Origin of the sequence: Candidatus Villigracilis proximus (genome assembly GCF_016717045.1) — a bacterium.
Taxonomy (GTDB): Bacteria; Chloroflexota; Anaerolineae; order Anaerolineales; family Villigracilaceae; genus Villigracilis; species Villigracilis proximus.
Genome location: NZ_JADJUO010000027.1, coordinates 23,232 through 45,048, shown reverse-complemented (window position 1 = coordinate 45,048; position 21,817 = coordinate 23,232). Strand labels below are relative to the sequence as shown.

The following is a 21,817-nucleotide window of genomic DNA, read 5'->3' as shown; positions in this document are numbered from 1 at the left end:
GGAAAATCACCTGCCAATAAATGCAACGCTTCCAGCAAACCATGCCGATTTACCCGCTCCAATCCAGTCAACGGGGATGCGCCATCGATCTTTTTATCTTCTCCAATATTCAACTCAAAGAGCAGGGAACGCATCTCACGTAACGCTGTCTGACTCAATTCAAGCAGACGGTCGACACGAAGCTGACCTTCAAGTGGATCACGTTTCCAGGCTGGAGTAATCGATTGAGCAATGAGCGTGGTGCTGAAAATCAATTGCGTTACCGAATCATGCAGCTCACGAGCCAGCCGTTGACGTTCCTGCAATACAGCCAATTGCTGAACACGTTCATACAACAACCCTTGTTGCATACGACTGTCAATGGCAGTGGCCAATTGGGCTGCCGTAGCTTGATAAGGCCACAAACTAACTTCAGTCCACTTATGAATACCCGGGTAGCTAAGTACCACCACTCCAATACGCCGTCCACGAACCATTAACGGACACATCGCCAGTGCCGGACGCCCTGACTCTTCCTGCATTTCACGTAAATGCGTGGTGACACGCGAATCTGTGCGCACATCGCTAATGGTTACAGTCTGTCCATCATCCAGCAGAGCATCAAGATCATCATACGAATATGGAATACGTTCTTCAAGCTGCTGCGAGCCTTCCTCTGGATTCCAACGCCCGCGAATGATCACGGCAACCCGCTGATCTTGAGCATCAAATTCATAGAGACAAACATTACAAATATACCGTCCATGCTCAGCAACCTGATCAAGGTATGCCGAGATTACTTCATCCACGTTGCCAGCCAGACTGATACGCTGACTTGTGGCATATAGTAAACGAAGTTCCCCCAGCGCCTGTTCGCTTGTCTCAAATAGATTTGCGTTGTGAATGGCGATTGCCGCATACTTGCCAAAAGTTCCAAAGTCTCCGCATCCCATTCGTTGAAATGGTGCGATGCTGCGGCGCCAATGCCAAAGAAACCGATCATCTTTTCCCCCCAGCGGATCGGCACGCCAAGGACGGAATGCTCGGCAAGTTCAGGCAGTGTTGGATAGTCAAGATCGCCATATCGATCCAGCCGAATCGTTCTGTCTTCTTTCAGCACACAACCAGCCAACCCAACCCCGGATGCCATTTCAGCCCCCAGCTCTCCATCAGGCATATTGTAGGTTGCCACCGTCCGAATCACCGGTCCCTCCGCCAAATCAACGACCAAACCGATCGTCCCATGCGTCGCCCGCGTGAGAACGATAGCGCCATCCAGGATTTTTGACAGCAAGGGCTCCAGGGTCAAGCCGCTGCTGATCGATACAATGACGCGCTGTAAGATGTCAACCTGGCGGATGGCATCAGCAAGATTTGGTTTTGAAAAAGGGGAAGAGGGAAAAGTTTGATCCAATTTTTTAGGTTATCAATAAAAAATACATGCTTTTGTTCAAATTATAAACGAAATTTTTTAAGAACAATCAGATTTGAGTCCTTATAAAAAACCCATAAGAGTAAGTGAAAAAACACTCTACTTATGTCCTGTGTTACTTAACTCCAATCACCCCCAACTTTATCACTATGTACGCGGCTTGTCTGCGATTGGACTATTTCTCTTTTCCTGGTCACTTCACATCTCAATGGCGAAGTCTTTTCCAGTCAGTCATCAACAAATTCTTGGCAACATCTCGCCAGCCAGCATATCCACAATGCGGGTACTGCCCAGCGCGGTCTTGAGCAAGACACGTCCGCGCGGCTCGGCGGTGACTTCTCCGATGATGACCGCGCCTTCGCCATAGCGAGTCTGCTTCATCACAGCCAGAATTTTACCGGCATCTTCTTTTGCAACAACGGCAACCAATTTACCTTCATTGGCAACATACAGAGCATCAAAGCCCAGCATTTCACACGCAGCATTGACTTCAGGGTGAACAGGAATGGCTTGCTCATTCAGTGAAATTCCAACATTGGATTGCGCTGCAATTTCATTTAATGTCGTCGCCAATCCGCCGCGCGTGGGATCACGCAAAACGTGGACGTTATTGCTGACATCCAGCATCGCCTCAATCAAATGATTGAGTGGAGCCACATCACTTTGAAGTGTGGATTCAAAACCCAATTCACCGCGTGCGCCTAGAACCGCAATACCGTGGTCGCCAATCGAACCCGACAAAATGACCACATCTCCAACTTTGGCATTAGCCCCGCTGATGTTGACTCCCTCGCGCACTACACCCACACCAGCAGTGGTGATGTAAAGCCCGTCAGCTTTTCCTTTTTGCACAACCTTTGTATCGCCCGCCACAATTTGTACGCCCGCCTCATCCGCAGCGGCTCTCATCGAAGCCACCACCTGTTTGAGCGTTTCCATCGGCAGACCTTCTTCAAGGATGAATCCCGCCGTCAGGTAGAGCGGTTTCGCGCCAAGCATCGCCACATCATTAACCGTGCCGCAGACCGCCAATTTGCCAATATCTCCGCCGGGGAAAAACAGCGGAAAGACCACATGCGCATCGGTACTAATGGAAAGTTTTGCAATGCAAATTTGACTCAAGCTGCGCCGCATCATCCCCCGCACGCAAAGCAGGGTTATCAAACGCAGACATGAACGCCTTTTGAATCAACTGGTGACTCATGCGTCCGCCCGCGCCATGCCCCATCACAATTTGCTCACCATGCGGCAATGGCGGTGTACAAACCGCGCCTTCGATGTTTATTGTTTCGTTAGTCATAAAACCTCAAGAGTAACTGGTAATAGGTAATTGGAGATTGGTAATTACCAATCTCCAATTACCTATCTCCCATATTTGTAGTACGCCGCACACGCACCCTCAGACGAAACCATCGTCGCGCCGAGCGGATTTTCAGTCGTGCATTCCTTGCCAAACGCGGGACAATCATGCGGCTTCTTCAATCCCTGCAAAATTTGACCCGCAATACACAACGAAGATTCTTTCGTATGGATATCGCCCACATTGAATCTCTTCTCAGCATTGAATTCATCAAACTCAGGCCGCAGACACCAGCCGCTCATGGGAATCATGCCAATGCCGCGCCAGGTGCGGTCACATTCCATAAATATCTTATGAATTGCATCCTGTGCAGGTTTTAGTCCTTCAAAAGTTACTGCGCGTTGATAAGCATTTGCAATTTCAATTTTTCCTGCTTCAAGCAATTGCACAGTGGTCAAAATTCCCTGCACAATGTCGAGCGGCTCAAAACCTGTCACCACCATCGGGATCTGGAATTCCTCCAACAGCGGCGGATATTCATGATAGCCCATCACCGCATTGACATGACCCGCCAGCAAAAATCCCTGCACACGATTATGCGGCGAACCCAAAATCGCTTTCATGGCAGGCGGAACACGCACATGCGAAACCAGTACAGAAAAATTTTTCAACCCGAGTCGTTGGGCGTGGATCACACTCATCACATTTGGCGGCGCAGTGGTCTCAAACCCGATGGCAAAAAAGACAACCTGTTTATCAGGATGTTTCTCCGCCAGCGTCACTGCATCCAGTGGAGAATAAACCACGCGCACGTCCCCACCCTGCGCCTTCACAGAAAACAGATCGCGACCAGAACCGGGCACGCGCAGCATATCGCCATACGAGCAGAAGATCACATTTGGCTGTGAAGCAATCGCCAGCGCCTTGTCGATCAACTCCAGCGGAGTCACACACACAGGACAGCCAGGGCCATGCACCAATTCGATTTCAGGTGGCAGCAACTGGTCAATGCCATGACGCACAATCGCATGAGTCTGTCCGCCGCAAATTTCCATCAATGTCCACGGGCGAGTCACTGTGCGGCGGATTTCTTCGATCACATTTTTCACCAACGCCGCATCACGGTATTCGGTCACATACTTCATGGTGTTGGCTCAGGCCCCAATTCTTCCTCGATCGCCCCGATCTGCCGCAACAAATCCAATGTTTCCATCGCTTCTGATTCACTCAACACGCTGATCGCAAAACCCACATGGATAATGCAATACTCGCCAACCGTTGCTTCAGGCACATAATCCAAACAGGCTTCGCGGAAGATCCCGCCGAAATCCACTCGCGCCATATGCAACCCGCCTTTTTCGGACAACCCGCCGTCATTTGTCGGCACTTCATGATGTATGTATACTTTGAAACCATCATTTCTTAATAGTGACAAAGTACGTCCTAATAAGGTGATATTCTGCCAGACTCCGCCCGACAAAACCACTTCATTAATTCCCTTTTCAGATTTAATTTTCAAGCAAATTTCCCGCACCGACTCAGCCAGCCCATTATGGAATCGAGCAGATATTTTTGAGGTGTGGACTCCCGCCATCACATCCCTGACCAACGCCTCAACCACGCTTCCTATCTGAACCTTATCCTGATTCAGTCCGAAGGAATATTTCTCCCTTTCGGTTTCATCCACCAACGCCTCAAACTCAATCGCCGCCTGTCCTTCATAATTAACTTTCTGCCGCACACCCGCCAACGCAGCCGCCGCATCGAACAAACGCCCCATTGAAGAAGTCATCGGTGTATTGATTTTTCTTTCCAATTGTGCGTGCAACACAACCCGATCTTCGGCACGAAATTCAGCCACCGAATCAAGCCGCTCATCCCATTCCAACCCGAGCGACCATAACAAAGCCAGCGCAGTGCGGGCGGGTTTTTTGATCGCCGCATCTCCACCCGGCAACGGGAAATATTCCAGATGAAACGCCCGCTGATACGATCTGTAATCTGCGATCAAAATTTCACCGCCCCAAATTGCGCCGTCATCACCGTAACCTGTCCCGTCAAATGAGACACCGATCACAGGACGCGAGCCGTCGAGTCCATGCTCTGCCATGCAAGCGGCAATGTGCGCATGATGATGCTGCACACCAAAAGCCGGAAGGTTTTCATGCTCAGCGCGTTCGAGCGCATAACGCGTGGCCAAATAATTTGGATGAAGGTCATAAGCAATGGCTTCAGGCTTCACGCGGAACAATTTCTCGAAATGCTCCACACCCTGCTCAAAGGATTTCAGTGTTTCATAGTTTTCCATATCCCCTATGTGGTGACTGAGAAAAGCATAATTCTTATTTGTTATACAAAATGTATTTTTTAATTCCGAGCCAACCGCCAATATTTGCGGCACATCGAAAAGAAGTTTGACAGGAAAAGGAGCATAGCCGCGAGAACGGCGCAGCGGATAAATGGACGATGGACGATGGGCCGCGGACAATGACTCGTCGTCAAACACTCTCACAACTGAATCATCACAACGAATATGAATATCACGGTCGTGCATCAGAAAGGCATCAGCCAGCCTGGAGAGTCTTTCGCGGGCTTCGTCATTGTCTGTAGCAATCGGTTCTTCAGAGAGATTACCGCTGGTAAAAACAAGAGCAGTGAATAGCGGGTAGTGGTCAGTGAACAGTAAATAATGAAGCGGCGTATACGGAAGCATTACGCCGAGCCAATCTTGTTTCGGCGAAACTTCTTCCACGATGGTTGATTCTGGTTTCTTTTTCAACAAAACAATCGGGCGTGCCGCAGATTGCAATAACTCACGTTCGGCATCATTCACAAAACAATGCTGTTCAATGGTTTCGATATCAGGCATCATTAAGGCGAAAGGCTTGTCCACGCGTAGTTTGCGATTGCGGAGTTCAGTAATAGATGCAGCATTGGTCGCATCGCACGCAAGATGAAATCCGCCGAGACCTTTGATCGCGAGGATTTTTCCTTCAGATAGCAGACAACGGGTTTCGACAAGGGCATCTTCATTATGGAGTGCGAGATCGCCAACTTGCTTTCAGCAAGCTGTCGGACTCCATAATTAGCCACACCTTCGGCCCGCATACCGGGCACGCTACAGGCTGCGCATGGAATCTACGATTCGTCGGGTCAGTGTATTCGCGTTCACAATCAGGGCATAAAGGAAAACCCGCCATGGTTGTCTTCGGTCTGTCGTAGGGGATATCTTTGATGATGGTGAAGCGCGGTCCGCAGTTGGTGCAGTTGATGAAAGGATAATGATAGCGGCGGTCGTTGGGGTCAAAGAGTTCGCGCAGGCAGTCGGGGCAGATGGATACGTCTGGTGAGATGGGCTGGAAGGCGCCGTCTACTGATTCAGAGTGGCGAATGTCGAAGGAACTGAATCCGTTGGCAGGGCGGAAAGATGCGGAGAATCCATCTATGGAGGAAAGTGCCGGGGCTTCGTCCCGTAATTTTTGGATGAATAAATCCAAAGTGTCGTGATTCCCATCCACTTCGATTTCAACACCTGCGGATGTATTTTTCACCCAGCCTTTGAGTTCGAGGCGCGTGGCAAGATTGTAAACAAAGGGTCGGAAACCGACCCCTTGCACAATGCCTGTGATATCAACGCGCAATCCTTGCATTATTTTTTTGAGTTTTGGATCAACCACTCGACCCATGCATCGAGGCCTTCGCCTGTGGTGCAGGAGATCGGGAAAGTGGTGACGCCCGGGTTGAGGACTTGCACGCCTTGCTGGAAATAATCCATGCGGAAGTTGACGTAGGGCAGCAGGTCGATTTTGTTGATGACCAGCGCATCCACGCCGCGATAGGTGCCGGGATATTTATAAGGCTTGTCGTCGCCTTCAGGGACAGATGCCACGAGGACGGTTTTGTGTGTGCCAAGTTTGAAGTTGGCGGGGCAGACGAGGTTGCCGACATTTTCGACGATGAGCAAATCGAACTGTGTCAGGTCGATTTGCTCGAGCGCACCATGCAGCATAACTGCATCAAGGTGACAATCTCCGCCGGTGTTAATTTGAATGGCTGCACCAGCACCCGCCGCTGCGGCACGGTCTGCGTCAATTGAGGTGGCGATATCGCCATCAATGGCTGCCACGCGCAGTTTTCCTTTAAGAAGAGGAAGGGTCTTTTCAATCAGCGAAGTCTTGCCTGCACCTGGTGAGGCAAGAATGTTGATGGAAAAGACTCCCGCTGCATCAATACGCGCACGGTTGCTCTGCGCCAGTTTGTCATTGGCATTCATAATGTTTTCTACTATGGGAATATTTTGGGGCATGGGAACTCCGAAAAGGGAAAGGATGAACACGGGCTTTTATGTTTGTCTAACTACCACCCCCCCCGTGTGGATGTTTCAAAGTATGTATTGGTTTATGTGTCTAGCTGTCTGTGTATTTTTTATTCTACATCAATTGACTCCAACGCAAACTCTTCGCCTTTGATGATCTTTGCGTCAACGCCATGGCACTTTGGACAGACCAGTTCTTTATCGGTTGGATGATATTTCTCGAAGCAGGTCATACATTGCAATTCGGCAGCCACACGACGAAAATGAAGAGTTGCTTTTTCAGCAATTGTATCTTTGGCGATGATCTCCCAGTAAAACTGGATCGAGTCATCCACCATGCTGGCAAGTTCGCCCATGACGATATGCAGATCAGTGATGCGTCTGGCTTTTGCTTTTTCGGCATGGTCAAGCGCGATCTTTAATATAGACTCTGTGATGGATAATTCATGCATGGCGATTTATCTATTTTGATTCTCAGGATGTAGAGATTATTTAATAGGTCTGGCTTTGGCAACAAAGCCATTAAACACTCTCATAGAGTTTACCATTTATGACCGGGTTTCAAAAAAATAAACTGAGTTCAATTACTCTGCGACAAACTGTCTCACAGTATTTCTCAACAAAAGATAAACTCCCTTCTTAAAAAAACATCCTCAAAAAATCCAGGGAAGGGCTTTTTGCACAAAACACATAATAGCAAAAAGAGAAAACTAAAAAATGGTTCTCTCTTTTTGCGTTTCAAAATTCAATTTAATTTTCCAACACCAGGGGTGTCACATATTTTTCAAGTATTTCACGGTTGATCTCACCCACCCAGGCCAGCCGGACAATGCCTTCGCGATCGATTACATAGGAATTGGGAAGCCCGGAATTCTTAAACGCGCTCAATGCCGCATTCTCAAGATCGAACCAAATCGGGTAAGTAATCTCACTTCCCTGCACAAACTTCAATACATCACTCTGAGACTCACCAGCTTCAATGCCGATAATGACAAAGCCTTCCTCGCTGTGCGCCTTGTAATAGGCTTCGAGAGTGGGAATTTCGGCCTTACAAGGCGGACACCAGGTAGCCCAATTATTAACCAGAACTACTTGATCGCGAAAATCTTCCAACGACTCGGTCTTCCCATTAATATTTTGAAGTGACAGTTGAGGCGCAGGGTAATTCACTTCCATTGGAATTACAGACAGGGAAGCGGACGGCGGTTCAACACTCTCTTTTTTTCCTAAAAATATAAAAGCTGCAGCCACCCCAATCAGAATTACGCCCACCCCCAGTACAAATTGCTGGCTGACATTAGTATTCTTTTTTCTGCGACGAGGATTTTTCTTTGTCATCTTAATCCTGTATTTTTTAGAGTTCCATTAATTGAACACGCGCATAATCTCAGCGAGTAAATTCTTTTCGGGGACAGCTCCAACAACTGACCCGGCTCCAGCATTGATGACGGTCTGCGGAACACCCCTAACGTTGAATTGATTCGCCAGATCAGGGAACTCTGTCGCTTCCACCCCTTCTGCGCGGATCATCCCAGGGTTTTCCATTGCCATTTGGTGTGCGAGCAGCACGGCTCGCGGACAATGGGGTCAGGTGGGTGTAACAAACACCTGTAAGTGCAGCGGCTTCTCAAGGTTTTTCAAGAACGCACGCACCTCTTCACTCAACCCTGAGTCGCGCCCGGAAACAAGCACAATATCATTAATCAGCGTGCCGAATTCATGTCCGGCGGGAATTCCGGAATATTGAACGCCAAGATCAATAATTTCATCTCCATCTCTGGCGGCGATCACGATTGCGGGCACTTTATCAACATTAAACTTATGCGCCATATCTGCATTGTCGTGCAGATCATATACGCTAAGTTTAACTTTTTCATTAATTGCAGCTACTTCTTCCAGCAGTTGACGGGTGTCTGTGCAGTATTCGCAATTTTCCTGTGTCCCGAAAAAAGCAGTTGCACCGGTTCTTTCATTTGCGCAAAAGTCTGACTAATTTGGCTTACAACTTGCTCATTGAGAAGTTTTTCCATTATCTTTCTTACACTCCTAGTTTGTCTCTCCAGTCATTGCACACGGTCGGCTTCAGACAGAGGACAGTTTTTTATTTATGTATATTGGATGCAGGCGGACAAAAAAGATACAACTGAGTCCCGGTTATTTGGAAGATGGCTTCAAATAATCATCAAGTTTAAGGCGCTTGAAGAGACGGTCACGCACATCGGCTGGCAGATCCGCTTGCAGGGAGTTTGAAGCGTGAACGAGGTCAATTGTCTTGCGTGTGGTATCCACAACGATGCGGCAGTCTTCACATTCGGCAATATGCTTCTCGATCTGACGGCACAATTCCGCGCCCAATTCACCGTCAATATAATCAGAAAGCGAGCCCAGCAAAGACGCGCAGTTGGAATGGGTGGATTCAGTCATTTGTTTTCTCCTGATTAATCCGCTCGCCATAATAAAAAGACAGTTGCTCACGCAAAGACAAACGCGCCCGAAGGAGACGTATCTTCACATTGGATTCTGTAATCTCCAGTGTGTCAGCCGTATCTTTTATAGACAAACCTTGAATATCACGCAGCAAAAAGACCATGCGCAGATTTTCCGGTAAATTTTGAATTGCTGTTTCCAACGCCTGCTTTCCTTCATTTGAAAGTAATTCATCTTCCGGCAAAGCGCCCCAATCTACGAACTGGGAGGGATGAAAATGATCATCGTCTTCGCTTGAATTAAAATCATCAATGCTGATTTCAGGCCGTCCACGGCGCAAGCTCATTAAAGCCTCATTCACCGCAATTCGATACAGCCAGGTGAGAATGCTGGAACGTCCTTCAAAACTTGAAAGGTGAGTCAACGCGTTGATAAATGTATTTTGAAGAACATCTTCGGCATCCTGTTCATTTCCAAGCATCCGCAATCCCAAACGATAGATCGGCGCGGAATACGCATCCACCAAACGCGCAAATTCGGCGCGGTCACCGCTTCGCAGGGCAGGTATGGAGAGGTCGTCTTGTGCTGTTGTGTCAATCATTGTCTTTATCCAGGGATTAATATTCAATGAGTATACACGATAGCCGAACACAAGACGACAATTTAATTATTTTTTTCTCACCATACATTTTAAGAATCGAGACACTGATCGCTTCGCGCAGAAAACGCGGATCTTTTCTTCTTATCGGCGAAAAGCCGCATTTTCTGCGCCCAAAATATTTTTGTATGATGGAGAATTATTTTTATACTACAAATCAACCCGCAGGTTATACAACTTTGGTTGTCACTTCAAATTTTGGCGGTTTTTCGAGATGCTTTTTTACAGCGCACAATTCGGCAGAATGAATCAACGATCCGCGATATTTTTCTGGAAATTCCGCCGGAACCTGAATCTCCAGGTCTATTTTTTCAACCATACCGTTCATTGGGCTGCTATGGATGCGCTGAATAATGCGAATTCCATCGGTTGGAAGGTTTCTTTGCTGACAAAACCCCAACACATAAATACCGGCACAGGTACCGATCGAAGAAAGAAACAAAGCAAACGGGGTTGGTGCGCTCGCTACTGGGGGCTGGTCGGTGGCTACTGTATGCTGTCCAAAATGCGCATCCACACGAGACCCGCCGGGGAAGTCAATGATCATTTCCATGCTATTTAATGCTCCTATTTATAAGATAATGATTGGATGCAGCAAATCAAAAAAAGTTACACTTGATGCACCGGGTTTTGCTTGACAATCCATATCTCCACGCATAAAATAAAAACGTCGTTCTGAAAAATTCTTTAATTCGCCTCTTTATCCCAGGGCGAGTTATTTTTTTCGGGAATTTATAGTAAAATCATTGCTACTGGGGCGATGGCGGAATCGGCAGACGCAACGGACTTAAAATCCGTCGGTAGTGATACTGTGAGGGTTCGACCCCCTCTCGCCCCACAAAATGTCATTGCGTAGAACTTGAGAAAACTCCAAGCGCGCAATGACAGTTTCGTCTAAAGCTGGCACACACCCTGCGAAATTCATGGATAGATCCAAGATCATTTGTGCGGCACCCAACAAAGGCAAACATGTTCTTTAATCGTCAGCAACTTGAAGAGATCGAAGATAAAAGTCTTGCTTCCTATGGAATGCGCAGCAAAGACTCAAAAGGACGTGCCTATCTGGATAGCGAACCGGATTACCGCACCTCTTTTCAACGTGACCGTGACCGCATTCTGCACACCACTGCCTTTCGCAGATTGGAATATAAGACTCAGGTCTTCATCAATTTTGAAGGCGACTACTTCCGTACCCGCCTCACCCACACACTGGAAGTTGCTCAAATCGGCCGGACATTGGCCCGTGCCTTGGGTGCGAACGAAGACCTTGTCGAAACGGTCTGCCTTGCTCACGATCTCGGTCACTCTCCCTTTGGGCATTCCGGCGAGATCGCCCTCGCCAGACTGATGAAAGACTTTGGCGGATTTGACCACAACAAACAATCCCTGCGGATCGTCACCGAGCTGGAAGAACGCTATCCTGAGTTTCCCGGGCTAAACCTGACATGGGAAGTCCGCGAGGGAATGGTCAAGCACGAATCAGAATATGACATCTCAGACGCGCGTGATTACAGCCCTGAATTACGCGGCAACCTGGAAACCCAGATCGCAAATGTCGCCGACGAACTGGCCTACACCACGCATGATCTGGACGACGGCCTGCGCTCTGGCATGATCAACACCCAAATTCTCGAAGGTGTGGCACTCTGGGAAATTCTGCGTGAGACCTACAACTGGCGCGGCCCCCTGCTGAGTGAAATGGAACGCCACCGCATGATCCGTCACCTTGTCGGCTTAATGGTCACCGACATGCTGCAAGCCACAGAAGTGCGCATAAAAGACACAAAAGTAAAAACGACACAAGATATTCAAAAGCTGAAACACAATATCATCGGTTATAGTGAAGAAATGCAACGCCGCAACCGGGAATTAAAAGACCTGTTATACACCAAGCTTTACCGTCACTATCGCGTGGTGCGGATGCAGGTTAAGGCCGAACATATCATCTCAGACCTGTTTCAGGCCTATCGCACCGAACCCGCCATTTTGCCGGACCACGTCCAGTTTTACATCGAAAAGCGCGGGCTGGAGCGCACGATCTGCAATTACATTGCCGGTATGACCGACCGCTATGCAATCGAAGAACATAAGAAATTGTTCAATCCCTTTGAAAAGCCTTAATTGGTTTTGTTATAAAAAGGGGACGAAAATAATACGTCCCCTTTTACTGCCATATTCAGCACGATCATAAACAAAGAGGAATACCATGACCCAACCCAACTACCTCACCCCCGAAGGGGAAGCAAAATTACAAGCCGAATTAAATGAATTAAAAGGCCCAAAGCGTGAAGAACTGGCTTTAAGATTACGCTCAGCGATTCAAATGGGTGATCTTTCTGAAAATGCCGATTACCATAAAGCCAAGGAGGATCAGGGCTTTCTCGAAGGCCGCATTCAGGAAATTGATGCGATCCTGCGCAATACGGTGATTATCGAAAAAACAAAAAGCAGCGGTGTGATCTTCATTGGATCACATGTCACCATTCAGGAAGAGGACTTCCCCCCAGAAACCTATCATCTTGTCGGTCCGACTGAGGCAGATCCGCGCAATGGAAAAATATCGCACGAGTCTCCCATCGGGAAAGCGTTGATGGATAAAAGGGTCGGCGATATCGCCGAAGCAGACACCCCCGGCGGCAACTTAAAATTCAAGATCATAAAAATTGAATAATTTATCACAATAAAAAAACACCCGGCCAAAATGGTCGGGTGTTTTAAGTTTACTATCCTTGTCTCGGCCAGATGGCCAATTCAAGAGTGATGCGTTCAAAGTAACTATCTGCTGGCAGTGGACCCTTGCCGTATTCGAGGTCAACCACAGTCGCGAGCAGTTGCAGGGTTGCAGTTTCCAACAGGACCTGAGACTGCGGCTCGACCAGAACCAGCTCACCTTTAGGTTCGAGGCGGGCGCGGATGCCGGGGTCATTGAATGCATGGCGAGACATCAATACTTTGGTGGCCGTCTTAATGTCATTCTTGTCAAACAGCCAGAACTCAAGCGCAGTGACCTTCTTCGGATCACCGACGCCAATGGCTTCGGATACGCCCACACCATATTCGCCCATGAATTCGCCAGCTTGTGTATCAATGCTGAATGATTCATCGTACAGGTCATCACCGAGCACATAGGTGGTCATGGTTTGCGTGATCGGCGGTGCAAGACCCAACTGTTCAAAATTAGTCTTCTCGGCCTTGCGGCTCATCTCTACGGCTTGCATGGTGGGAGTCACTTCACCGCTGCCGCGATTGCCCAATAGACGATACAGATATAAACCGCCATAAGCCAGCACACCAAGCAATACGATAACACCAATTCCCAAAGTAGCCGTCTGAACAATGCTAAGCCCGGTTTTTTCAACAGGTATAGGTTCACCGGAAAGTACGTTGGTGATCAACTCGCCATAGCTTTGAACAACGGCTGGATCAGTATTTTTGGGGTTGGCTTGAATCGCGCCAAATGCCTGCTGCGCACCAACACCCAAAGCCTTCCAGCGCTGGACAGCGAGGTTGGGATCTTGATTAAGGCGATAGGAGTCAATCGCCATGCGCATATAATCTTCCTGCAACTCTGCACGCAGGTACGAGGGATCTGCATCTACAAATTCAACAGGAGAGATCACATACCCCCAGGTTAGCCCGAGAACCAAACCGCCAACGAACAGGCCGATCGATATCCAGGGTAGTTTTTTTAGAAAAGCGACTATAAAATCCATATACTACGCTCCTTGAATGTGACAATTGTTAAGACTGATTATAACCGAACAAGTATGGCGCGAGATGGTATCTTACTATCAGTTTCATGATGATTTTTTTCTTTCCAGCAAATAGAGAGTCCGCTCCGAGTCGCGCACTGACTCGCTTTTGCGAATCGTAAAGCAGGCAGAGAACGCGGATTCAAAACCTTCGCGGGTGTAATTGGGGAAAATATCTTCACGAGAGGTTAATAATTTTTGAACCTGCGAATCAGATTTTGGCACGAACTCGATCACCAGCCACTTACAGCGTGCTGCAAAGAAATTTGCCAATTGCGGCAACGGGACATTATTGGAAATCGCCAGATGATGGATGACCGCCAATGCGAGTGCCATATCCACGGGACCGCGTGCGCCGAATGAATCACGTTCATTGTTGTCCCAACCCAACGCGGGGCTGGGATTCGTTAGATCCAAAACCAGGGGCAACACATTCTGATCTTTTTTTGTTCTTACTGTGCGATAATTTTGTTCCACTGCGGCGGGGTCAATATCAAATGAAACAGTGAACGCATCCGAGGATGCGGCTTCACGACTAAAGACACCAGTATTCCCGCCCAGATCCCAAACCAGCGCGGGCTGCTTTTCAGCGGCCCATTCATGCACAAGCTGTTTCTTGTGTTCAAACGCAGAGTCAGTGTAATTCGTGTTCTCGTAATAATCGCCCCACTCCGTGCCGGCGGGCTTCCAGGTTAATTTCTTAACTGTATTCTCAAGGCTTTCGATCAAACCGATCAGGGCCTGTCTGCTCATGCGGCTTGTGCTCGCACGCGCATCAACAACCTTATCTGAATATCTTTTTTGCGCACCGGCATGAATGTGGACATGAGTCAGCAGGCCAAAATTAAACTTTGTCTTCGCGGGTAATAATTCACTCGCGAGGTCAAGCGGCACGCCGTCAATGTACACCCGCAGCAGCTGACTTAAGCGCACATCACGATAAGCCATCAACGCCAGCGGCGCAAGAAAATGCTGACAAAACTGCTTATACGCCACCCACGGCTGACCCTCTTTATAAACCTCAAAAGAAAGTGTATCGATCAAACACGCCTTGCCACGTACAAATTGAATGTTATACGCGCTCGGCATCCTTCAACGACATATCCAATTTCAAGGCGCGTTTTTGAATCGACAGAGTCGCCAGCGCGGCATCCTTCAATTGACTGAACGACCATTCATACGGATAGGAGATGAATGGCACGCGCTCAGGCTGGATGACTTTAAAAACCGCTTCGGACACAGCCGGAGCCTGATCTGTTTCAACATGCGGAATCAGCAGCCCGGCCTTGACCAACTTATCGTACAGCCCGGAATCCATCAACCGCGCGTAATCGTTTGAGTACGCGCGGTTGATCTGTCGGTATAGGATTCCATTGTCAGTAAACAGGAACCCGCTCGGGTCACGAAAAGAAGCGGAAATCTGCTCGATGTTAGACATTTTCAGAATCGATGTCCTCATCCTCTGATTTTTGTTTTACTCCAAAAAACTTTTTAATGCTGCCCCACGAAGCGCGGATCGCAACGCCTAATCCCAACAGGGCTGCGATCGCCAGTTGGATAATCAAACTCCCTGAGCCAGGGTCGAGGTATGAAAGCGGTGAAAAATGCATTTTATTTTTCTCTTTCTATTCTACAGTTTCAGGTACGATCTCTTCCAACAGGAAGGACTCGGAACAATTGAGACATTGCGCTTCACGTTTATTGGCGATGACCAGCATGCCCTTACATTTGGGACAGGGCAAAGCGAGCGGTTTCTTCCATGAAGTGAAATCACAATTTGGATAATTGACACAACCGAAGAAGGTGCGTCCCTTGCGGGTCTTGCGCTCCACCAATTCGCCGCCATCAGTCGGGCAGGCCACGCCGATCTTCAACAACCACGGCTCGGTATAACGGCAATCAGGGAAACCGCTGCATGAAATGAATTTTCCAAAGCGCCCGTAACGAATGACCAATTCTTTCGTGCAGGTTGGGCAAGCGCGGCCAATGGGTTCTGGTCCGCTTTTGGTGACGGGCATTTCGGCTTGCGCCTTTAATACTTTCTCAGAGAAGGGCGTATAAAATTCGCGGATGGCATCCATCCAGACCATTTCACCAGAAGCGACCTTATCAAGATCCTCTTCCATGTGAGCGGTGAAATTAAAGTCCACAACTTCGGGGAAATATTCCACCATCAGATCGTTGACTTGCAAACCGGTATCGGTTGGGATGAGGCGCTTGTCCACGCGCTCGACATAACCGCGTTGTTGAATGGTTGAAATGGTCGGCGCATATGTGGAAGGACGGCCGATGCCGTTCTCTTCAAGCGCCTGCACCAGCGAGGCTTCTGAAAAACGCGGAGGCGGTTGAGTGAAATGCTGTTCGGGAATGAGCCGTACCAATTCCTGTTCCTGTCCTTCGGCAATGCCCACAGGAATTTTTACATTCTCTTCATCTTCTTCCGTTTTGACATCTTCATTTTTGGCTTCTTCATAGACAACCAAAAAGCCGGGGAATTTCACCGCAGAGCCTGATGCACGCATCAGATATTCATGTTCTTTTGTTTTGCCGGTCACTTCCACCTGTAAGGTATCGAATACAGCCGATTCCATTTGAGATGCGACGAAGCGCTGCCAGATCAAACGATATAACTTGAACATGGCAGGGTCGAGATATTCTTTTACTTTTTCAGGGTCACGCATCGCGGAGGTCGGACGAATGGCTTCATGCGCTTCCTGCGCGCCCGCGGATTTGGTCTTATAGATCGGCGCCTCAGCCGGCAGATAGTCATTGCCATACTTGCCGGTGACATACTGACGCGCTTCATTTTGCGCGATGGTGGAAACATTCATCGAGTCGGTACGCATGTAGGTGATCAAACCGGTCGTGCCGCCCTCACCCACATCCTGTCCTTCATATAATCCCTGCGCCAGACCCATCGTGCGCTTGGCAGTGAAGCCAAGTTTGCGCGATGCTTCCTGCTGCAAAGTGGATGTGGTAAACGGCGCGGACGGTTTGCGTCTGCGTTCGCCGCGTTTTACTTTGGTCACCGAATACGCCGCGGTTTCCATATCGATCAGGATGGGTTTCACAACTGCTTCGTTGTTGAGCTCGGGTTCTTTATCGTCAATGCGTGCCAGTTTGGCAAGGAAGGAGGATTTCAAACTCCCATGCTTAAACTCACCGTGGATCGACCAATACTCAACCGGTTTGAAATCATCAATTTCGCGTTCACGCTCAACGATCAGCCTGAGAGCCACCGATTGCACACGCCCCGCTGACAGACGTCCGCGGACCTTCTCCCATAAAATGGGACTGATGCTATAACCGACCAGACGATCCAACACACGGCGCGCCTGCTGGGCATTGACCAGGTCCATGTTGATCTCGCGCGGATGCGAAAACGCTTCGGCCACTGCGGGCGCGGTAATTTCATGGAAGACCACACGCTTGGTGCGCTCCATGTCAATTTGGGCGGCTTCAGCCAAATGCCACGAAATGGATTCACCTTCACGGTCAGGATCTGTTGCGAGAAAGATCTCTTCTGCAGTGGCTGCCAGTTTCTTGATCTCTTTGACGATCTCCTTCTTTTCATTCGGCACGCGATATTTCGGCTCGAAGTTATTTTCGACATCCACAGATAACTGTGACTTGAGCAAGTCGCGCACATGCCCCACCGAAGCGCGGACCGTGTAACCCTTGCCGAGAAAACGTCCAACAGTTTTGGCTTTGGCCGGAGATTCGACGATCACCAATTTGCCTTCACGCACCACAACCTTCGCCGGGCGCGGCGGGGCGATCATGTCGGCGTGGGCTTCGGTCTTGCCCATGCGGAAAAGTCTCGTACCGCAAACGGGGCAGGTCCCCGTGGTGACCGCGGAGCTTTTGGCATTAAACCCTGCCACGGGATCAGTTATCTCTCTTTTGGCCTTGCACTTCATACAATAAGCTTCCATCTATCCTCCACGCAAAAATGCGCCTTTCATTTAATACCAGTTTCTTTGTCACACTGGACACGCATTCTACGCAATATTCCCGAATTTTACAAATCCAATTTTTGGGGTCAGGGAACTTGATCCCATATTTTGGTGATTTCGTGCAGAGGTGAAGAGTGCAGGAGCACGCTCCACTGGTCCTGAATTTTATAAATAGGGCAGTCCTGCAAGCTCCTGCACTCCATATTTTTACAGATATTTCTCTTGATGATGTTTCTTCAAATGCACGACCACGTCTTTTACTTTTTGTGATTGGTCGGTCTTACAGACCATGAGAACGTCGCCCCCATCAATGATGACCATGTCATCCACGCCGATGGTGACGATCAAACGGTCGTTGTTGCTGCCGTAGACGAGTGTGTTATGCGTTTCGTGTGCCAAATGCAGACTGCTGTTCGTTGCAATATTACCATTCATATCCGGCAAAAGCACTTCGAATAAGGAAGACCACATACCTACATCGCTCCAGCCGAGGCCGCCGGCAGGCAGAATGGCTACGCGCTCCGCATGTTCCATCACGCCATAATCCACGGTTTCGTTCTTGAGACCGGTCCAATTTTCATTTAATACAGCGGCCTGCTCGTCAGTGCCCCAGGCTGCGGATATCTTTTTCAATGCGCTGCCAAGATCAGGCATTTGACGGTCGATCTCTTTCAGGATGATATCGGCGCGCCAGATGAACATTCCGCTGTTCCATGAATGATCGCCGGTACGCAATAATTTTTGCGCGGTTTGGTCATCGGGCTTTTCTTTAAAGCTCTTTACCTTGTAGGTCGGGTAGTTGTAATTTCCATCCAAAGGCTCCCCTTGCTGAATATAGCCATAGGCGGTTGAAGGCTGGGTCGGCGTGATGCCGAGCGTGACCAGGTATCCATTCGCGGCTACGTCGAAGGCGGCTTTGAGCAGGTAATGAAAGAGGTCACGATTGCGGATGAAATGATCTGAAGGCAGGATCGCCATGGACGCATTCTTATCGCGTTTGTGCAGTACTGCGGCCGCCAGCCCAACGACAGATGCCGTGCCGCGCGGCGCGGATTCGATCAGATAATTTTCTTCGGGAATCTCGGGAGCCTGCAAACGCATTTCGCGCGCCTGCTCTTCAACGGTCACGACCAGAATACGTTCGGGCGGAAATAAATTTTCAAGGCGCTGTACGGTGCTTTGAAATAAGGTTTCCTGCCCCAATAAGGGAAGCAATTGCTTGGGTCTTTCTTTTCTTGATACAGGCCAAAGACGAGTGCCGCCGCCGCCCGCCATGATGACAGCATATGTGTGAACATTACCTATTGACATAATAACTCCTTATTCGTACCCTGATTGCGCCTCGCGCACTGCAACGTAATTCATACCACCAACCTGCCTGACCATTCCTTTCAACTCCATAAGAGCAAGAGTTGCAGAAACCTTCTCAATGGGAAGCTCAGATTGATTGCGGATCTCATCCACATGCAGCGGCTCGTGGGTAATTACTTGTAACAGGCGCGCTTCGGTTTCATCGGTTGGGATCACTTTGCGCACGGCTTTGTGTTCGCCGATGCGGGTGATATCCAGAGCTTGCATAATATCATTAACGCTCAATAAGGGCTGCGCGCCATTCTGGATGAGTTTGTTGGTGCCCTTGCTTTGCGGCGCAAGTATACTACCCGGCACGGCAAAAATTTCACGTCCTTGTTCGGCGGCGAACTCGGCAGTGATCAATGCGCCGCTGGTCTCCCCCGCTTCGATGACCACCACTGCAAGCGAGAGCGCTGAGATGATGCGGTTGCGCGGCGGGAAGTTGGATGCATCAGGCGGTGTGCCGGGGGCGTAATCGCTAATGATCGCGCCGCGTTCCATCATTTGTTCGGCGAGTTTGAGATGCTCGGGCGGATAAATTTTATCGACGCCTGAACCCAGAATGCCGATGGTACGTCCGCCGGCTTTCAATGCGGTCTGATGCGCGATGGCATCCACACCGCGGGCGAGGCCGCTGATCACGGTGATGCCGTTCGAGGCGAGGAAGGTTGAAAGTTCTTCAGTGACCTGCCGTCCGTAGGGTGTGACACGGCGGGTGCCGACGATGGCAACAGCGAAGAGGTCATCGGGCAGATATTCGCCACGAATATAAAGGACGGGCGGCGGCTGGGCGATCTCTTTTAATCTTGATGGATATGCTTCATCCTGCCAGGTGAGGATCTTTATGCCCTGGGCTTCGATCTTCGCCCAGACTTGATCGAGGTCAACTTTTTGACGGGCGATGAGGACGCGCTCGATCACTTTCGCGCCGAGGCCTGCTTCTGCCAAACTGGCAGGGTCGGCGCTCCAGGCTGTTTCAAGATCGCCGAAGTAGGCGATCAGTGATTGCATGCGTATGGCGCCAATGCCTTTGATGAGGTTGAAGCCGATCCAATATTTTTTATCGTCCATGATGATGTACCCTGTTAGACCATCTGTTGTTCGTGTTGTGCGAAAATGATTCTGGTGTTATTTAACTTAGTATCATCACCGAGCTGATGGACCCCATAAAGACTACTTAATGGAATGCTTGAGTTTTCCACCCTAGAGGCTGTTTAAATAGCTTTACCACTTTGCCCTCACAAAGACACAAAGCCACGAAGTTTTTTCTTTGAGTTTTAGAGACTTAAGCCATCAGACTGATGGGCTCCATATGGTCAAAAGGACTTGTTTTCCAACCCTGAGTGGGTAAGGGCGATTTTAGCACGTTATTTGCGGGGTGATTTAAATTCTGTTAAAACAGAACGCCGCCAGTAACGGCGGCGTTCTGTTTTTTTTAGATCAGGCCTTCGAGTAGGTGAACTTTCAGTAAACGGCGATCCATATCCAGGTCCAGTATGACCGAGGGTATGGCGGGCAGGAGAATCTCTTTGCCTGATTCATCCCGAACGACGTAGACGTCATTGGCTCCGGTTTCCAATATTTCAACCAATTTGCCAAGCGGTGCGCCGTTTTCGTCGACGACATCCAAGTCGATCATTTCGTATTGATAATGTTTGCCTTCGGGAAGCGGGGGAACTTCTGAGGCTTTGACGTAGACCCATTGGTTGCGGAATTTTCCGACTTCTTCGGGTGTATCTACGCCGCGAATGCTGACGAGTAAGCCGTCTTTATGCGGGCGGACTGTGTCGAGGGTGTGGGGCTGATGATTTTCGCCGATGAGGATCTTGCGTCCGGCCTTGATGCGTTCGGGGAAATCGGTGTGGAGGTCCATGATGATCTCGCCGCATACACCGTGCGGGCGGCGAAGGTATCCGATGACTAAATAGACAGGCCCGCCTGCGGGCGAGCCTGATGGTTGCTGATCTGCTGGCATTAGGGTTCCATTACGTCGAGGGTTGCTTGTTTGCCTTCGCGTTCGGCGGCGACGCGGAGGAGGGTGCGGATGGAGTTGGCTACTTTTCCGCTTTTGCCGATGACGCGCCCCATGTCGTCTTTGAGGACGCTGAGTTCGATGCGGACGCGGGTGCCGCCTCCGCTTTGGCGAACCTGTACTTCTTCAGGATGGTCGACGAGGGATTTGGCGATGTATTCGATCAGGTCTTTCATGTTTGCTGCCTTATTTTGTATAAAATTTCATAAGACCCTAAAGGTTCGCTTCGCGAAAACCTTTAGGGTCTATTTTGATTTTATTAGTTGCTGGTTGTGCGTTTTGGTGCGGCGCGTTTGGTTTCGGCTTCGGCGGCTTCTGCGACGAGGGTTTCAAGCGCCTCGCCTTTTTTGAGTCGTTCGAATCGAGTCTGGGTGCCGGAGGATTTGAAGATCTGGGCGACAGATTCGGTGGGGAGTGCGCCGTTCTTCATCCAATGGAAGACGCGGTCTTCTTTGATGTGAATGGTGGCGGGGTTGGTGCGGGGATTGTAGACGCCGAGGATTTCCAAAAAGCGTCCATCGCGGGGGGATTCTTTGTCCGCTGCGATGATGCGGTACGTGGGCTGGCCTTTGAGACCAATACGACGTAAACGAATTCTTACCATTTTATACTT

General features: G+C 49.3%; 22 protein-coding genes, 1 tRNA gene and 4 pseudogenes. 3 read left to right on the top strand and 24 right to left on the bottom strand.

Translation table 11 applies throughout. From position 1 onward, the window contains the following. The 13 genes and pseudogenes from IPL71_RS22490 to IPL71_RS22425 form a co-directional block, all read right to left on the bottom strand. Positions 1 to 788: histidine kinase (locus IPL71_RS22490; protein WP_345325509.1), on the bottom strand; the 788-nt coding region annotated here is incomplete at its 3' end. Further along, positions 776 to 1,273 (bottom strand): GAF domain-containing protein, encoded by a 498-nt coding sequence (locus tag IPL71_RS22485; protein WP_345325507.1) that lies wholly within the window; start codon positions 1,271 to 1,273, stop codon positions 776 to 778. The genes IPL71_RS22490 and IPL71_RS22485, both read right to left, overlap by 13 nt. A 372-nt stretch (positions 1,274 to 1,645) precedes the next feature. Beyond that, positions 1,646 to 2,711, bottom strand: a pseudogene (gene hypE, locus IPL71_RS22480) (hydrogenase expression/formation protein HypE). A gap of 62 nt (positions 2,712 to 2,773) precedes the next feature. After that, positions 2,774 to 3,856, bottom strand: coding sequence for a hydrogenase formation protein HypD (hypD, locus tag IPL71_RS22475; protein WP_345325505.1), 1,083 nt, complete (start codon positions 3,854 to 3,856; stop codon positions 2,774 to 2,776). Then, positions 3,853 to 5,697, bottom strand: a complete 1,845-nt coding sequence (gene hypF, locus IPL71_RS22470) for a carbamoyltransferase HypF (RefSeq protein WP_345325511.1) — start codon at positions 5,695 to 5,697, stop codon at positions 3,853 to 3,855. Before hypF ends, hypD begins: the two co-directional genes overlap by 4 nt. 46 nt (positions 5,698 to 5,743) lie before the next feature. After that, the gene (locus IPL71_RS22465) at positions 5,744 to 6,361 is read right to left on the bottom strand and encodes an acylphosphatase (protein ID WP_345325503.1); all 618 of its coding nucleotides are present in this window, start codon (positions 6,359 to 6,361) and stop codon (positions 5,744 to 5,746) included. Next, positions 6,361 to 7,017: a hydrogenase nickel incorporation protein HypB gene (gene hypB, locus IPL71_RS22460; RefSeq protein WP_345325502.1), complete on the bottom strand. Its 657-nt coding sequence runs from the start codon at positions 7,015 to 7,017 to the stop codon at positions 6,361 to 6,363. The genes IPL71_RS22465 and hypB overlap by 1 nt, the downstream gene beginning before the upstream one ends. 119 nt (positions 7,018 to 7,136) lie before the next feature. Beyond that, positions 7,137 to 7,478 carry a hydrogenase maturation nickel metallochaperone HypA gene (gene hypA / locus IPL71_RS22455; protein WP_345325500.1) on the bottom strand — a complete coding sequence of 114 codons (342 nt, stop codon included), beginning with the start codon at positions 7,476 to 7,478 and terminating at the stop codon, positions 7,137 to 7,139. A gap of 298 nt (positions 7,479 to 7,776) precedes the next feature. Beyond that, a complete protein-coding gene (locus IPL71_RS22450) occupies positions 7,777 to 8,364 on the bottom strand; it encodes a TlpA family protein disulfide reductase (protein ID WP_345325499.1) in 588 nt (195 codons plus the stop codon). Positions 8,365 to 8,391: 27 nt separating this feature from the next. Then, positions 8,392 to 9,056: pseudogene (gene pdo / locus IPL71_RS26270) on the bottom strand (protein disulfide oxidoreductase). A gap of 124 nt (positions 9,057 to 9,180) precedes the next feature. Further along, complete coding sequence (locus IPL71_RS22435) at positions 9,181 to 9,450, bottom strand: anti-sigma factor family protein (RefSeq protein WP_345325493.1); 270 nt, start codon at positions 9,448 to 9,450, stop codon at positions 9,181 to 9,183. Next, positions 9,443 to 10,054: an RNA polymerase sigma factor gene (locus IPL71_RS22430; RefSeq protein WP_345325491.1), complete on the bottom strand. Its 612-nt coding sequence runs from the start codon at positions 10,052 to 10,054 to the stop codon at positions 9,443 to 9,445. The genes IPL71_RS22435 and IPL71_RS22430 overlap by 8 nt, the downstream gene beginning before the upstream one ends. Positions 10,055 to 10,280: 226 nt before the next feature. Further along, complete coding sequence (locus IPL71_RS22425) at positions 10,281 to 10,664, bottom strand: OsmC family protein (RefSeq protein WP_345325489.1); 384 nt, start codon at positions 10,662 to 10,664, stop codon at positions 10,281 to 10,283. Positions 10,665 to 10,865: 201 nt separating this feature from the next. Between IPL71_RS22425 and IPL71_RS22420 the strand changes: the two genes are divergently transcribed. The 3 genes from IPL71_RS22420 to greA all read left to right on the top strand — a co-directional run bounded on the left by IPL71_RS22420 (position 10,866) and on the right by greA (position 12,782). Further along, a tRNA-Leu gene (locus tag IPL71_RS22420) sits at positions 10,866 to 10,949 on the top strand. A 131-nt stretch (positions 10,950 to 11,080) separates the two neighbouring features. Next, complete coding sequence (locus tag IPL71_RS22415; RefSeq protein ID WP_345325488.1) at positions 11,081 to 12,232, top strand: deoxyguanosinetriphosphate triphosphohydrolase; 1,152 nt, start codon at positions 11,081 to 11,083, stop codon at positions 12,230 to 12,232. A gap of 85 nt (positions 12,233 to 12,317) precedes the next feature. Continuing rightward, a complete protein-coding gene (greA, locus tag IPL71_RS22410) occupies positions 12,318 to 12,782 on the top strand; it encodes a transcription elongation factor GreA (protein WP_345325487.1) in 465 nt (154 codons plus the stop codon). 52 nt (positions 12,783 to 12,834) lie between these two features. Here the strand turns inward: greA and IPL71_RS22405 are convergent, their stop codons facing one another. The 11 genes and pseudogenes from IPL71_RS22405 to rpsP all read right to left on the bottom strand — a co-directional run. Further along, on the bottom strand, positions 12,835 to 13,824 hold the full coding sequence (locus tag IPL71_RS22405) for a hypothetical protein (protein WP_345325486.1): 990 nt from the start codon (positions 13,822 to 13,824) through the stop codon (positions 12,835 to 12,837). Positions 13,825 to 13,908: 84 nt separating this feature from the next. Next, the gene (locus tag IPL71_RS22400) at positions 13,909 to 14,952 is read right to left on the bottom strand and encodes a class I SAM-dependent methyltransferase (protein ID WP_345325484.1); all 1,044 of its coding nucleotides are present in this window, start codon (positions 14,950 to 14,952) and stop codon (positions 13,909 to 13,911) included. Continuing rightward, positions 14,936 to 15,301, bottom strand: a complete 366-nt coding sequence (locus IPL71_RS22395) for a hypothetical protein (RefSeq protein ID WP_345325482.1) — start codon at positions 15,299 to 15,301, stop codon at positions 14,936 to 14,938. The genes IPL71_RS22400 and IPL71_RS22395 overlap by 17 nt, the downstream gene beginning before the upstream one ends. Next, positions 15,294 to 15,473 carry a hypothetical protein gene (locus IPL71_RS22390; RefSeq protein WP_345325480.1) on the bottom strand — a complete coding sequence of 60 codons (180 nt, stop codon included), beginning with the start codon at positions 15,471 to 15,473 and terminating at the stop codon, positions 15,294 to 15,296. Before IPL71_RS22390 ends, IPL71_RS22395 begins: the two co-directional genes overlap by 8 nt. Positions 15,474 to 15,488: 15 nt before the next feature. Then, positions 15,489 to 17,672: a type I DNA topoisomerase gene (gene topA / locus IPL71_RS22385; RefSeq protein WP_514130845.1), complete on the bottom strand. Its 2,184-nt coding sequence runs from the start codon at positions 17,670 to 17,672 to the stop codon at positions 15,489 to 15,491. Between the two features lie 9 nt (positions 17,673 to 17,681). Next, positions 17,682 to 17,783: pseudogene (locus IPL71_RS26265) on the bottom strand (DUF5679 domain-containing protein); the annotation flags it as partial. Between the two features lie 243 nt (positions 17,784 to 18,026). Next, entirely contained in the window at positions 18,027 to 19,130 is a 1,104-nt protein-coding gene (locus IPL71_RS22380) for a mannose-1-phosphate guanylyltransferase (RefSeq protein WP_345325477.1), read from the bottom strand. Positions 19,131 to 19,139: 9 nt separating this feature from the next. Continuing rightward, a complete protein-coding gene (gene dprA / locus IPL71_RS22375) occupies positions 19,140 to 20,243 on the bottom strand; it encodes a DNA-processing protein DprA (protein ID WP_345325475.1) in 1,104 nt (367 codons plus the stop codon). Positions 20,244 to 20,607: 364 nt separating this feature from the next. After that, positions 20,608 to 21,147: a ribosome maturation factor RimM gene (gene rimM, locus IPL71_RS22370; RefSeq protein WP_345325473.1), complete on the bottom strand. Its 540-nt coding sequence runs from the start codon at positions 21,145 to 21,147 to the stop codon at positions 20,608 to 20,610. Beyond that, complete coding sequence (locus tag IPL71_RS22365; RefSeq protein WP_345325472.1) at positions 21,147 to 21,380, bottom strand: KH domain-containing protein; 234 nt, start codon at positions 21,378 to 21,380, stop codon at positions 21,147 to 21,149. The genes rimM and IPL71_RS22365 overlap by 1 nt, the downstream gene beginning before the upstream one ends. Positions 21,381 to 21,550: 170 nt before the next feature. After that, positions 21,551 to 21,808, bottom strand: a pseudogene (gene rpsP / locus IPL71_RS22360) (30S ribosomal protein S16); the annotation flags it as partial. Between the last annotated feature and the right edge of the window lie 9 nt (positions 21,809 to 21,817).

Bases quoted from the DNA above. Each gene is read 5' to 3' on its own strand.
- hypD (WP_345325505.1), bottom strand. From the start codon at position 3,856: ATGAAGTATGTGACCGAATACCGTGATGCGGCGTTGGTGAAAAATGTG.
- IPL71_RS22465 (WP_345325503.1), bottom strand. From the start codon at position 6,361: ATGCAAGGATTGCGCGTTGATATCACAGGCATTGTGCAAGGGGTCGGT.
- hypB (WP_345325502.1), bottom strand. From the start codon at position 7,017: ATGCCCCAAAATATTCCCATAGTAGAAAACATTATGAATGCCAATGAC.
- hypA (WP_345325500.1), bottom strand. From the start codon at position 7,478: ATGCATGAATTATCCATCACAGAGTCTATATTAAAGATCGCGCTTGAC.
- IPL71_RS22450 (WP_345325499.1), bottom strand. From the start codon at position 8,364: ATGACAAAGAAAAATCCTCGTCGCAGAAAAAAGAATACTAATGTCAGC.
- IPL71_RS22435 (WP_345325493.1), bottom strand. From the start codon at position 9,450: ATGACTGAATCCACCCATTCCAACTGCGCGTCTTTGCTGGGCTCGCTT.
- IPL71_RS22430 (WP_345325491.1), bottom strand. From the start codon at position 10,054: ATGATTGACACAACAGCACAAGACGACCTCTCCATACCTGCCCTGCGA.
- IPL71_RS22425 (WP_345325489.1), bottom strand. From the start codon at position 10,664: ATGGAAATGATCATTGACTTCCCCGGCGGGTCTCGTGTGGATGCGCAT.
- IPL71_RS22415 (WP_345325488.1), top strand. From the start codon at position 11,081: ATGTTCTTTAATCGTCAGCAACTTGAAGAGATCGAAGATAAAAGTCTT.
- greA (WP_345325487.1), top strand. From the start codon at position 12,318: ATGACCCAACCCAACTACCTCACCCCCGAAGGGGAAGCAAAATTACAA.
- IPL71_RS22405 (WP_345325486.1), bottom strand. From the start codon at position 13,824: ATGGATTTTATAGTCGCTTTTCTAAAAAAACTACCCTGGATATCGATC.
- IPL71_RS22400 (WP_345325484.1), bottom strand. From the start codon at position 14,952: ATGCCGAGCGCGTATAACATTCAATTTGTACGTGGCAAGGCGTGTTTG.
- IPL71_RS22395 (WP_345325482.1), bottom strand. From the start codon at position 15,301: ATGTCTAACATCGAGCAGATTTCCGCTTCTTTTCGTGACCCGAGCGGG.
- IPL71_RS22390 (WP_345325480.1), bottom strand. From the start codon at position 15,473: ATGCATTTTTCACCGCTTTCATACCTCGACCCTGGCTCAGGGAGTTTG.
- topA (WP_514130845.1), bottom strand. From the start codon at position 17,672: ATGGGCAAGACCGAAGCCCACGCCGACATGATCGCCCCGCCGCGCCCG.
- IPL71_RS22380 (WP_345325477.1), bottom strand. From the start codon at position 19,130: ATGTCAATAGGTAATGTTCACACATATGCTGTCATCATGGCGGGCGGC.
- dprA (WP_345325475.1), bottom strand. From the start codon at position 20,243: ATGGACGATAAAAAATATTGGATCGGCTTCAACCTCATCAAAGGCATT.
- rimM (WP_345325473.1), bottom strand. From the start codon at position 21,147: ATGCCAGCAGATCAGCAACCATCAGGCTCGCCCGCAGGCGGGCCTGTC.
- IPL71_RS22365 (WP_345325472.1), bottom strand. From the start codon at position 21,380: ATGAAAGACCTGATCGAATACATCGCCAAATCCCTCGTCGACCATCCT.